General features: G+C 69.2%; 13 protein-coding genes. 6 read left to right on the forward strand and 7 right to left on the reverse strand.

Going from position 1 to position 11,950, the window contains the following annotated elements; all coding sequences use genetic code 11:
• Positions 1 to 14: 14 nt before the first annotated feature.
• From B7K20_RS06565 to B7K20_RS06575, 3 genes are read left to right on the forward strand one after another with little or no spacing between them, the layout of a single operon-like run.
• Complete coding sequence (locus B7K20_RS06565) at positions 15 to 341, forward strand: DUF2516 family protein (protein ID WP_084101717.1); 327 nt, start codon at positions 15 to 17, stop codon at positions 339 to 341.
• A 10-nt stretch (positions 342 to 351) separates the two neighbouring features.
• On the forward strand, positions 352 to 777 hold the full coding sequence (gene dtd, locus B7K20_RS06570; protein ID WP_084101718.1) for a D-aminoacyl-tRNA deacylase: 426 nt from the start codon (positions 352 to 354) through the stop codon (positions 775 to 777).
• A gap of 3 nt (positions 778 to 780) precedes the next feature.
• Positions 781 to 1,338, forward strand: coding sequence for a Clp protease N-terminal domain-containing protein (locus B7K20_RS06575; protein WP_084101719.1), 558 nt, complete (start codon positions 781 to 783; stop codon positions 1,336 to 1,338).
• A gap of 2 nt (positions 1,339 to 1,340) precedes the next feature.
• Here the strand turns inward: B7K20_RS06575 and B7K20_RS06580 are convergent, their stop codons facing one another.
• The 3 genes from B7K20_RS06580 to B7K20_RS06590 all read right to left on the reverse strand — a co-directional run bounded on the left by B7K20_RS06580 (position 1,341) and on the right by B7K20_RS06590 (position 3,196).
• Entirely contained in the window at positions 1,341 to 1,571 is a 231-nt protein-coding gene (locus B7K20_RS06580; protein ID WP_084101720.1) for a helix-turn-helix transcriptional regulator, read from the reverse strand.
• Positions 1,568 to 2,134, reverse strand: coding sequence for a hypothetical protein (locus B7K20_RS06585; protein WP_144018571.1), 567 nt, complete (start codon positions 2,132 to 2,134; stop codon positions 1,568 to 1,570). Before B7K20_RS06585 ends, B7K20_RS06580 begins: the two co-directional genes overlap by 4 nt.
• Before the next feature lie 111 nt (positions 2,135 to 2,245).
• Positions 2,246 to 3,196 (reverse strand): zinc-binding dehydrogenase, encoded by a 951-nt coding sequence (locus tag B7K20_RS06590; RefSeq protein WP_084101722.1) that lies wholly within the window; start codon positions 3,194 to 3,196, stop codon positions 2,246 to 2,248.
• A gap of 273 nt (positions 3,197 to 3,469) precedes the next feature.
• Between B7K20_RS06590 and B7K20_RS06595 the strand changes: the two genes are divergently transcribed.
• Complete coding sequence (locus B7K20_RS06595; protein ID WP_084101723.1) at positions 3,470 to 6,103, forward strand: ATP-dependent Clp protease ATP-binding subunit; 2,634 nt, start codon at positions 3,470 to 3,472, stop codon at positions 6,101 to 6,103.
• A 161-nt stretch (positions 6,104 to 6,264) separates the two neighbouring features.
• Here the strand turns inward: B7K20_RS06595 and B7K20_RS06600 are convergent, their stop codons facing one another.
• Both B7K20_RS06600 and B7K20_RS06605 read right to left on the reverse strand, forming a co-directional pair.
• A complete protein-coding gene (locus B7K20_RS06600; protein WP_144018572.1) occupies positions 6,265 to 6,924 on the reverse strand; it encodes an endonuclease domain-containing protein in 660 nt (219 codons plus the stop codon).
• A gap of 451 nt (positions 6,925 to 7,375) precedes the next feature.
• Positions 7,376 to 7,759, reverse strand: coding sequence for a DoxX family protein (locus tag B7K20_RS06605; protein ID WP_159449350.1), 384 nt, complete (start codon positions 7,757 to 7,759; stop codon positions 7,376 to 7,378).
• Between the two features lie 127 nt (positions 7,760 to 7,886).
• Between B7K20_RS06605 and B7K20_RS06610 the strand changes: the two genes are divergently transcribed.
• Complete coding sequence (locus tag B7K20_RS06610) at positions 7,887 to 8,903, forward strand: aldo/keto reductase (RefSeq protein ID WP_084101726.1); 1,017 nt, start codon at positions 7,887 to 7,889, stop codon at positions 8,901 to 8,903.
• 64 nt (positions 8,904 to 8,967) lie between these two features.
• Here B7K20_RS06610 and B7K20_RS06615 read toward each other — a convergent pair whose 3' ends face one another.
• Positions 8,968 to 9,858, reverse strand: coding sequence for an A/G-specific adenine glycosylase (locus B7K20_RS06615; RefSeq protein ID WP_084101744.1), 891 nt, complete (start codon positions 9,856 to 9,858; stop codon positions 8,968 to 8,970).
• 62 nt (positions 9,859 to 9,920) lie between these two features.
• Here B7K20_RS06615 and B7K20_RS06620 point away from each other — a divergent pair, with 62 nt between their 5' ends.
• Positions 9,921 to 10,523, forward strand: a complete 603-nt coding sequence (locus B7K20_RS06620; protein ID WP_084101727.1) for a hypothetical protein — start codon at positions 9,921 to 9,923, stop codon at positions 10,521 to 10,523.
• Between the two features lie 35 nt (positions 10,524 to 10,558).
• Here B7K20_RS06620 and radA read toward each other — a convergent pair whose 3' ends face one another.
• Positions 10,559 to 11,941: a DNA repair protein RadA gene (gene radA / locus B7K20_RS06625; RefSeq protein WP_371327868.1), complete on the reverse strand. Its 1,383-nt coding sequence runs from the start codon at positions 11,939 to 11,941 to the stop codon at positions 10,559 to 10,561.
• Positions 11,942 to 11,950 lie beyond the last annotated feature (9 nt).

Below are 11,950 nucleotides of genomic sequence, written 5' to 3' on the forward strand. Positions count from 1 at the left end.
CTTCCGGAGGACCCGTGCTCGACTCCCTGCAGAACCTGATTCTGATGGTGCTCTCCGTCGCCGTGTTCGCCGCCTCCGTGTGGGGGCTGATCGACGCGCTGCGCTACCCCGACTCGTCGTACCAGGCGGCCGGCAAGCAGTCGCGCATGCTGTGGGGCATCCTGCTGGGGGCCGCAACGCTGGTGTCGTTCCTGTCTCTCGGCGGGGGCGGTGTGCTGGGCTTGCTCGGCATCGCGGCGATCGTGATCGTGCTGCTGTACTTCGTCGACGTGAAGCCGAAATTGCAACAGTACGGGGGACGCGGGCCGCGCCGCCCACGTCAGCAGTCCGGCGGCTGGTGACCGGCTCTCGATGAAGGCCGTGCTGCAGCGCGCCGCGCGCGCGTCCGTGACCGTCGACGGTGCCGTGGTGTCCTCGTTTGAGCGCCAGGGGATCGTCGCACTCGTGGGCGTCACCCACGGCGACGGCGACGCCGAGGTCGAGACGATGGCGCGCAAAATCGCGGAGCTGAGGATCCTCGACGACGAGAAGTCCGTGTCCGATGTTGACGCGCCCGTCATCGTGGTGTCCCAATTCACGCTCTATGCGGACGTGCGCAAGGGGCGGCGGCCGTCGTGGAACGGCGCGGCGCCCGGGCGCGTGGCGGAGCCCCTGGTCGATGCGGTGGTGGCGGCGCTGCGTGCCCGTGGCCTCACGGTGGGCACGGGTGTGTTCGGAGCCATGATGGATGTGTCGCTTGTGAACGACGGGCCGATGACCATCCTCGTGGAGGCGTGAGCCGTGTTCGATCGCTTCACCGAGGCGGCGCGCGAGGGACTCGTCTCCGCTCAGCAGCTGGCGGCACATCTGGGCCGTGGGCAGATCGACGCGGATGCCCTCGTGGTAGGGATGACCGTGCGATCGACGTCCGTGGCCGCGCGGGCCTTCGAGGCGTGCGGGGTGAGCAGGCCGGCCCTCCTCGAGGCCCTTGGCCTGAGCGTGGACGCCGCACCCCACACGCACACCGAGCACCTGCCCTTCGCGAAGGAAGCCAAGGTCGCGTTGGAACGCAGTCTCACCGAGGTCTTTGCGACGGGCGCGGACGACCTCGCCACCGGCCATGTCCTGGCCGCGGCGCTGCGCGAGCCGGGTCCGCACGTCGTCGGTGTGCTCGCCGGCACCGGCACCGACATGACGGCGGTGCGCGCCGCGGTGTTCGCGGTCTTCGCGGACGGGCCCGCGGCGATCACGCCCGAGGGCCCTCACCCGTTCGCCAGCCCCCGCAAAGCACGGGCCTTCCGGCGGATGGCCGCCCAGCGCTCGAGCGAGTCCCGGCGCCGCTTTGGGCTCGGCTTCTGACGCTAACGCCGTATCGCCAGCAGGTCGCCGACGTCGCATCCGAGGGCGTCGCAGATCGCGGTGAGGGTCGAGAATCGGATCGCCTTCGCGCGGTCGTTCTTCAGCACGCTGAGGTTCACCACCGACACCCCGACCGCCTCGCTCAGCGCCGTGAGGGTCATGCCGCGGGCCTCGAGGAGTGCGTCGAGGCGGCAGTGGATGCCGGAGTCGTCGCCCGGGTCAGCGGGGCTCACACCAGCCCCTCGGTGTCGCGTTGGAGCTTCTCTCCCACCTGCAGCGCCGCCCCGATCGCGGCGATGACGAGGACCGCGAGCGCCGGAGCGAGGCTCACCTCGAACGTCATCGACTCGTAGGTGTAGTCGCTCACGGCGGACAGGGCCCCGTTGGTGGTCATGTTCGTCAAGATGGAGTCGCCGAGCCAGCCGACGGTCACGATCGCGGCCGCGATGAAGGCGAGCCGTGCGGCGCCACCGTCAAAGGCCCGCCCGCGGGCAAGGCGCAGGAAGAACAGGGCGGCGACCACGAGTCCCGCGACGACCACGACGGCGATCCACACCGGCTGGGCGTAGAGGGCAAACAGGGTCGCGGGGGCGGGCTCCGCGACCGTCACGGTCGCGGTGTCGACGGCCGCAGTCACCGCCGCGCCGTCCGGGCCCAAGGGCAGCGCGGCCTCCTCGCCCGCGAGCGGCACCAGGACGGGGACATCGCGTCCGTCGCCTACCTCGAGCAATCGGGCCACCGCGGCCACGACCGCGATCACCGCCCCGATCGCCACCATCACGACCGACATATACATGCCAATGCGATCGGACCGGTCTAACTGACGCGTACTGTCCACGACGCACCCCCATATCGTTTTTCGTTGTTATCGAAAAACGATATGGGACGTCGCGGTTCCCGTCAACCGCTACTCGTAGAGCGCGACGAGCCGGCCGGTGACCTCGCCCTTCTCCAAGCGCTCGATCCCCGACGGGATCTCCTCGAACCCGATGGTGGTCAGCTGCGGCTCCACCTCGCCGCTGGCGAAAAGGTCGTAGCACGCGGCAACGTCCTCCATAGTGCCGCCGTTGGAGCCCAGGATGCGCGCCTGCTTGAGGATGACGTCGCGGGTGTTGATCGTGGCCTCGAGACGGCCCATGCCCACGACCACGATGGTCCCGTCGCGCCGGATCGCGTCGACGGCCTGCACCGTCGTGGTGCCGAAACCGGCGTAGTCGACGACAAGATCGAAGTCCTCACCGGCGAGTTCGGACACGTCCTTCACTACGCGCGAGGCGCCGATCTTCTCCGCGAGCGGCCACACGTCCTCGTTGATCTCGCACACGGTGACGTCGGCGCCCTTGACCACGGCAACCCGGGCCCCGATCTGGCCGAGTCCTCCCAGGCCGATGATCGCGACCTTCTGGTCCGCCTCGAGCCCGCCGATGGTGACAACCGCGTGGTACGAGGTCATGCCGGCGTCGGTGCCGGCCGCCGCGAGGGCGAAACTCAGACCCTCGGGCATCGCCACGAGGTCCGATGCTGGCGCGACATGGCGAGGCTGAAAGCCACCATTGCGCCCGTAGCCCGGGGCAACGCCAGACGGCCCCGTCGGACAGACGCCGACTTGGTCGCCGACCTCCACGCCCTCGACACCCTCGCCCACCGCCGACACGACGCCCGCAACCTCGTGGCCCATGGTGACGGGGATCGCCGGCAGCAGCGCGAGCCACCCCTCGTCCTCGAGGACGCCCACGTCGGAGTGGCACAGGCCCGCGGCCTTCACATCGATCACCACCTCGCCCGGACCCGGCACGGGCTCCTCCAGGTCGTTCAGAGCGAGCGGCTCGTGGGTACCGGTGAACTGCCAGGCCTTCATATCCAGTCTCCTTTGCACAGGTGGGGGTGTCCGATGCGTCGAGCGGATCGCGTGGGCGCACCGTCTTCGCCACGCTACGGCTGCGCCCGGGGCGCCCAAGTGACCAAGGTCCCTGGCGCTGGGTGTACAGATGCGAGCCACGGCATCGGCCGCCCGTTCATGCCCCTAGCGAACACGGCAATACGGACCCCCTCCCGCTGGTTAGCCTGGGTGCAATGCCACAGGTGACTGCGGCGACCCGGCACCACGCCGGACGAAGTGAAGGAGGAAATCATGTTCGAACGGTTCACCGATCGGGCCCGTCGAGTGGTCGTGCTCGCGCAGGAAGAGGCGCGCATGCTCAACCACAACTACATCGGGACGGAGCACATCCTCCTTGGCCTTGTCCGCGAGGGCGAGGGCGTCGCCGCCAAGGCCCTGGAGGCCATGGACATCTCCCTCAACGGCGTGCGCGAGCAGGTCCAGGAGATAATCGGCGAGGGCTCGCACGCCCCCTCCGGTCACATCCCCTTCACCCCGCGCGCTAAGAAGGTGCTCGAGCTGTCGCTGCGCGAGGCGCTGCAGCTGGGCCACAACTACATCGGCACCGAGCACATCCTGCTGGGCCTCATCCGCGAGGGCGAGGGCGTGGCGGCACAGGTGCTCGGCAAGCTGGGCGCCGACCTCGGCGGCGTGCGCCAGCAGGTCATCCAGCTGCTGAGCGGCTACGAGGGCAAGGAGCCCGCGACCGCCGGTGCGGGCGGCCCCCAGGAGGGCACCCCGTCGGGCTCGACCGTGCTCGACCAGTTTGGCCGCAACTACACGCAGGCCGCGCGCGAAGGAAAGCTCGACCCGGTCGTGGGACGCGAGATGATCCAGGAGCGCGTCATGCAGGTGCTGTCGCGCCGCACTAAGAACAACCCGGTGCTGATCGGCGAGCCCGGCGTCGGCAAGACCGCCGTCGTCGAGGGCCTCGCCCAGGCGATCGTGCGCGGCGATGTGCCCGAGACGCTGAAGGACAAGCACCTCTACACGCTTGACCTGGGGTCGCTGGTCGCCGGTTCGCGTTACCGCGGTGACTTCGAGGAGCGCCTGAAGAAGGTCCTCAAGGAGATCCGCACCCGCGGCGACATCATCCTGTTCATCGACGAGATCCACACACTCGTGGGTGCGGGTGCCGCCGAGGGTGCCATCGACGCGGCCTCGATCCTCAAGCCGATGCTGGCCCGCGGTGAGCTGCAGACCATCGGCGCGACCACCCTCGACGAGTACCGCAAGCACGTCGAGAAGGACCCCGCGCTTGAGCGCCGCTTCCAGCCCATCCAGGTGCCGGAGCCGGAGCTCGCCCACGCGATCGAGATCCTCAAGGGTCTGCGCGACCGCTACGAGGCGTTCCACCGTGTCACCATCACGGACGACGCGATCGTGGCCGCCGCACAGATGGCCGACCGCTACATCTCCGACCGCTTCCTGCCGGACAAGGCGATCGACCTCATCGATGAGGCGGGAGCGCGCCTGCGCATCCGCCGCATGACGTCCCCGCCGGAGCTCAAGGAGCTCGACGACCGCATCGCGGACGTGCGCCGCGACAAAGAGTCGGCGATCGACGAGCAGGACTTCGAGAAGGCCGCGAACCTCCGCGACGTCGAGCGCCGCCTGTCCGAGGAGCGTTCCGAGAAGGAGCAGGCCTGGAAGTCGGGCGACCTGGACGTGGCCGCGGTCGTGGACGAGGACCTGATCGCCGAGGTGCTCGCGATGTCCACCGGCGTGCCGGTGACCCGCGTGTCCTCCGACGAGTCCTCGCGACTGCTGTCGATGGAGTCCGAGCTGCACAAGCGCGTCATCGGCCAGGAGCAGGCCATCAAGGTGCTGTCCCAGTCGATCCGCCGCACCCGTGCCGGCCTGAAGGACCCCAAGCGCCCCGGTGGCTCGTTCATCTTCGCCGGCCCCACCGGTGTCGGTAAGACCGAGCTGGCCAAGGCGCTCGCCGAGTTCCTGTTCGGCGACGAGGACTCGCTGATCTCGCTCGACATGTCCGAGTACGGCGAGAAGCACACCGTGGCCCGCCTGTTCGGTGCGCCTCCCGGCTACGTGGGCTTCGAGGAGGGCGGCCAGCTCACGGAGAAGGTGCGCCGCAAGCCGTTCTCCGTGGTGCTGTTCGACGAGGTCGAGAAGGCCCACCCCGACATCTTCAACTCGCTGCTCCAGATCCTGGAGGACGGCAAGTTGACCGATGCTCAGGGCCGCGAGGTGAACTTCAAGAACACCATCATCATCATGACCACCAACCTGGGTGCCGACACCATCTCGCGTCGCCAGGCCACCGGCTTCTCGGTGCAGTCCGAGACCGGCCACACCTACGACGAGATGGTCAAGCTGGTCAACGGCAAGCTCAAGGAACACTTCAAGCCTGAGTTCCTGAACCGCGTCGACAACGTGGTGGTCTTCCCCCAGCTCACGCAGGACGAGATCATCCAGATCGTCGACCTCATGGTCGCCCGCCTGGACGAGCGCATGCGCGACAAGGACATGGCCATCGAGCTGTCCGACGCCGCCAAGCGTCTGCTCGCCGAGAAGGGCTACGACCCCGTGCTCGGTGCGCGACCCCTGCGACGCGCCCTGCAGCGCGAGATCGAGGATCCGCTGAGCGAGAAGATCCTGTTCGGCGAGGTCACCTCGGGCCAGATCGTGAAGGTCGACGCTCAGGGCGAGGGCATCCTCGGCGAGTTCACGTTCGAGGGCGTGGACCGCGACGAGCTGCTGGGCGAGGAGGTCGCTCCTGCCGAGCGTCCGTCCGACTCCTCCGGCACCGACGCAGTGCGCGTGGGCGGCGGCACCGATGCGGAGACCGCGGAGGGCGCGGACGTGCCGCGTTCGGGTGGTCCCGAGGGCCCGGCGACTGGTGGCGACGCGCAGGCTGCCAACTAAGGCACTGGGTCGGCCTCACCGCTGACCTTTCCCGAAGGCCCGGTTCCCGTTCGCGGGGGCTGGGCCTTTGGCGTTGGCGGGGCGCGCTGCTTGCTGTGAGGAGGTTGGTGCGAGTCTGGACCGTGAAACTCGCACCAACCTCCTCACAGCATGCAATGCCCTCAGCGCTGGCGTCGCTCCAGCGACTGGATCACCCGCTGCCGGCACCACTCCGGGCGTCCGACAATGTCGGACCACCCGAACCTCAGCGTGAGGTATCCCGCGGCAGCAAGATCCGCGTCTCGCTGATGATCAGCAGTTGTCGCCGCGTACCCGCCATGAGTGCCGGCGCCGTCGAGTTCCACAATGAGCCGCGCCTGACGGTGCACCATGTCGGCACGCGCGGTCCGACCTTCCACCTCGATCACGACCTGCCGCTCGAAATCCGCGAAGGCAGGGCCGACAAACACGTCGCGCAGCGCTCGCACTTCGAGCGGCGAATGCGCCCCGCGCTCGAACCAACTCAGCAGCGCCAGGAGCTCGCGACGCCCCGCGACTCGCGGAGGCTTATCCAGCTCCGCGCGCAGTTGCTTCCACGTACAGATCTTCGCCCATAGCGCCCGATACAAGATGTCCTCGCGACGGCCAGGTTGCGCGCGGTGCCATGCGTCGAGCAGCGCCGTCGCTGGCGGCACACAACGCACGCCGCTAGCCGAGCTCCATCGGCGCATCGGGGCGAGCTGCCGCACGCTGAGCGAGGACGCTGGCCAGCCCTTGTCGCCCCGCGACACCACGATGGCGTCGATTTCGGGCAGCGGCACCCGCTGGTCGTAGAGGTGCAAAGCGAGTTCTCCGCTGACGAGCGCGCGCGGTCGCCAAAGGTTCAGTGCCTCACCGCGTACGACTCCCAAGCCAGCGTGGTCGGCTGATGCGTACACACCGGGACGGACCACTGCGACCAAGGTGGACTGCACGGCGCGGTCCAAGAGCCACCGCGAGTACCAGGCGATGAGTTCGTCGCGGGTATACGCATGACGGGATCGGGCGAGAAAAGGCGCCAAAGCCTCACCTGGCGCGGGACTGTCGAAGCGAAGGGGCACTCCGACATCGCAGCAGGTCCGGTGTTGCCAAGGGTGAGAGACCCGGATTCTGTGGATAGCCGCACAGCGCCATGTGTCCTGTAAGGAGGTTGGTGCGAGTTTCCTGGCCGCCACTCGCACCAGCCTCCTCACAGCGTGCAGAGGCGGCGGAAGGGCGGGCGCGCGATGGGTGTCGGTGCCAGGCCGCCGCGGCTCAGTTACCCAGCGAGAACTCCCCGATCCGGCCCACGAAGACGATCAGCGCGATGACGGCGAGCAGGGCCGGCACCGTGGTGTTGGCCAGCGGGTCGCCGCGGCGGATGTGCACGAACGCCGCGCCCGCGCCGATCACCATCAGGCCGGCCGCAGCGATGGGCACCACCCACGGGATGAAGCCGATGATCGGGAAGACCACGACCGCGAGCGAGCCCACAATCTCTGCGGCTCCGATCAGGCGAATCTGCTGGTCGGTGAAGTCGTTGGCCCATTCCTGGCCCAGCTCGATCGAGCGCTTCTTCCCCCGCACCGCGTGCACAAAGCCCGACGGGATGAACACGGCCGCCAGCGCAATGACGGCCACCCACAATGCTGCATCCACGGCAATACCTCCTGCTTCACGGGTCGATTCGCCCAGCCTAGGGCAGCGGCGCCGCCCGCGGGAGGGGCAAAGCGAAGTGGGCGGCGCGGGCGCACCTACCCCGCCACAACGGCCCTAGGCTGAAGCCATGACTCACGATCCGTATGTGGCCAATGCCGCCCGCTACGACTCCATGCAGTACCGCCGCTCGGGCCGCTCGGGCCTGAAGCTCCCAGGCGTGAGCCTGGGCCTGTGGCACAACTTCGGCGGCGCCAATCACGACGACACCATGCGCGAGATCGTTCGCACGGCGTTCGATCTGGGCGTGACGCATTACGACCTCGCCAACAACTACGGTCCGCCCCCGGGCAGCGCCGAGGAGAACTTCGGCCGCATCTTCGCTCAGGACCTGAAGCCCTATCGCGACGAGATCCTGGTCTCCACGAAGGCCGGCTACGACATGTGGCCCGGTCCCTACGGCGACTTCGGCTCGCGCAAGTACCTGCTCGCGTCGCTCGACCAGTCGCTCGGTCGCATGGGGCTCGACTACGTCGACATCTTCTACCACCACCGACCGGACCCCGAGACGCCCATCGAAGAGTCGATGATGGCCCTCGACCAGGCGGTGCGCTCGGGCAAGGCGCTGTACGCGGGCATCTCGAACTACGGCCCCGAGGCCACCCGCGAGGCCGTGCGCATCCTCCGCGAGCTCGGCACGCCGCTACTCATCCACCAGTTCGCATACTCGATGTACCAGCGCGGACCCGAGGAGGCGCTGATCCCGACGCTCGAGGACGAGGGTGTGGGCTCGATCGTCTTCTCGCCCCTCGCGCAGGGCATGCTCACCGACCGCTACCTCAATGGCGTACCCGAGGGCTCGCGTGCCACCCACTCGCGCTTCCTGTCCGAAAACCAGATCACCGACACCTACCTGGAGCGCACGCGAGCGCTGAACGACATCGCGAAGGCACGCGGCCAGAGCCTCGCCCAACTCGCTGTGCAGTGGGTCCTGCGCGGCGATCACGTCACGTCTGCGCTGGTAGGAGCCTCGAGCGCGCAGCAGCTCCGCACCACGGTCGCCTCGCTCGACTTCGCTGCCCTCACGGACGAGGAGATCGCGGCGATCGAGCCGCTCGCCGTCGACGGCACGCACCGCCAGGGTTAAGACGACGGCCGATGCCGTACATGGGTGGGCTCGTCGTCCCACCTGCGTAGGGGGCACGGCACGGCTATAGCGAGTACAGCCCGCGTTCCTCGTCGGCCACCGTCACGAGTCCGTCGCTCACGAGCGAGGCCAGACAGGAGTCGAGCTGGCCCGGCTCGATGTCCTCGAGCGACGCCTGGCCCGTGATGTTGAGGGGCGCGTGGGACGCCCGCAGTAGGGCCATGATGCGCCCGCGCACCTGGCGGTCCGTTCCGTGCCATGCCTGGGTGCGCCGCGGCGCGGCCTCGAGGCCGGGCGAGCCCGCGGCGAGCCACGCGCAGTCGGAGGCAATGACACAGTCGGCGCACCGCGGTGAGCGGGCCGTGCACACCAAGGCGCCCAACTCCATGGCGCCGGCGTTCCACGCGACCGACGCCACGGCATCGGCCGGAACCAAGCTCTCCGCATGCGAACGCTCGCTGCGCGTGAGGTGAGCGGGCGGCAACGGCTGGGAGCGCCACGCGCGGCCGATCACCCGCCGCACATTCGTGTCGAGCACCACGTCCCGCTCGCCATAGGCGAAGGCCCGGATCGCCGCGGCCGTGTACGCGCCGATGCCGGGCAGCGCCAGCAGCGCATCCTCGGTCCGCGGCACGTCGCCGCCGTGCCGCTCGACGAGGGTGACGGCGCATTCCCACAGCCGCTTGGCCCGACGGGGGTATCCGAGCCGTCCCCAGGCGCGGACGGCATCGGCCTGGGACGCACGCGCGAGATCCGCGGGTGTGGGCCACCGCGCCATCCACTCCCGCCACACCGGCTCCACCCGCGCCACCGGCGTCTGCTGCAGCATGACCTCGGAGACCAGCACGCCCCAGGCGGAGCAGTCGTCGCGGCGCCACGGGAGATCGCGAGCCTCGCGCGCAAACCAGTCGATCACGCTCGCCACACGGGGGTCGAGGGCAGTCACGGGCGGCATGCCCTCCATCATTCCAGCGCCCGGCGGGGCTACCGTGACAGTGACGACGTGAGGAGGACCCCATGGACGGGCTGCGCAAGCCGGTGGGCGATCAACCCGCTGGCGTCTACTGGGTTCGCCGCGTCATGGTCCTCGTCATCGTGGCGGTGATCATCATCGCGGCCTGGTTCATCGTGACGACGCTGATCGGCTCGGGCGACGAGGCCGAAGCTCCGTTCAACGAGACCTCGACCTCCCCCACCGCGACGGCCGAGGCCGCGCCCGATCCCAGCCGAGCATGCGTCGCCGACGATGCGACCTTGTCCCTGGCGGCGACGCCCAACCCTGTCGCGGAGGGCACGACCCCGGCCTTCGAGGTGGTCGTGGAGCTCACCGGAGATTCGCCGTGCACGCTGTCGACGACGGCAGAGGGCACCGAGCTCGCCATTCGCTCGGGGGACCAGCAGTACTACTCGTCGACGTGGTGCGACGACGACCCCGGGTTCGGCGACGCGACCTGGATCCTGCAGCCCGGCGACCGCAAGACGGTGCAGCTCATGTGGTCGGGCGAGCGCTACGACGAGGGGTGCGAGGTCATCGCACCCTGGGATGACGGCACCTACTGGGCGGCGGCGTCGATCGGCGGCATTCCCGCCACCGAGACGCAGTTCCAGCTCACGGCCTAACGCGGTCGCGCAGCAACCGTCGTCTGCACACACGCTCAGTCGCGCGGCAATGCGACCGCCACCGCGTCACGCAGGCTCTGCACGCGATGCACCCTCACGCCCGTCGGCACCTTTGTCTGTCCGGCGGTGTCGGGGACCACGATGTCGCTGAAGCCCAACCGTGCGGCCTCGGCGACACGCTGAGCCATCGCGTTGACGGGGCGCACTGCTCCCGACAGGGCCACCTCCCCGATAGCCGCGAAGCCGCGCTTCACGGGTTTGTCCGCGCGGGCCGAGGCGAGGGCAAGCGCAAGCGCGACGTCCGCCCCCGGCTCCGTGACCCTGGCGCCACCGATGGTCGATACGTATACGTCGTCCGCCGCCACCGCAAGGCCCACGCGGCGATGAAGCACCGCGAGGATCATGGAGACGCGCGCGGAGTCGATGCCGCTGGTCGCGCGGCGTGGATTCGACAGCGCGCTGGGGGCGACCAACGCCTGAATCTCCGCCGGGAGGGGACGCTTGCCGTCGATCGTGATGGTCGCGCACGTGCCCGGCACCTGAATGTCTTCGCGCGACAGGAACAGGCCCGAGGGGTCGGCGACACCCTCGATCCCGCCGTCGTGGAGCTGAAAACACCCCACCTCGTCGACCGAACCAAACCGATTCTTGATGGCCCTCAAGAGCCGCAGCTGCGAGTGCTGTTCGCCCTCGAACTGACACACGACGTCGACCAGGTGCTCGACCAGGCGTGGTCCTGCGACGGTGCCGTCCTTCGTGACGTGGCCCACCAAGACCATGGCCAGTCCCCGGGTCTTGGCGGCCTGGATGAGGGCGGAGGCCACCTCGCGCACCTGACTCACACCGCCCGGGGTGCCGTCGACCTCGCTTGAGGCGATGGTCTGGATGGAGTCCACCATGAGGAGCGCAGGCTCGGCGTGGTCGATCTGACCCAGGACGCGTCCTAGATCCGTCTCCGCCGCCAGCAGCAGCCCCGGCTCGAGGGCGCCGATTCGCTCGGCCCGCAAACGCACCTGGCCCGCCGACTCCTCTCCGGTCACATAGAGGACCTTCTGGCCCTCGCGTGCGGCACGCGCGGCGACATCGAGGAGGAGCGTGGACTTGCCCACGCCGGGCTCGCCCGCGAGCAGGATCGCGGCGCCCGGCACTAGGCCGCCGCCCAGGACCCTGTCGAACTCGCCGACCCCGGTGGAACGACGGGCCGACGCCGTGGCGGAAACCTCTGAAATGGGTGTCGCGGGGCTGTCGACCGTCGTGGCGCGCGTGGCGGGCCCAGCGGGAGCGGCCCCCGCCTCCAGCACCGTGCCCCATGCCTGGCATTCTCCGCAGCGCCCCACCCACTTGGCGGCAGTCCATCCGCACTCGGAGCAGCGGTAGGCGGGACGAGCGGTGCGAGCGGCTGTTGGCATGGAGTTCACGGTACCCGT

This window comes from Demequina sp. NBRC 110051, from assembly GCF_002090055.1.
In the GTDB taxonomy this organism is placed as follows: Bacteria; Actinomycetota; Actinomycetes; order Actinomycetales; family Demequinaceae; genus Demequina.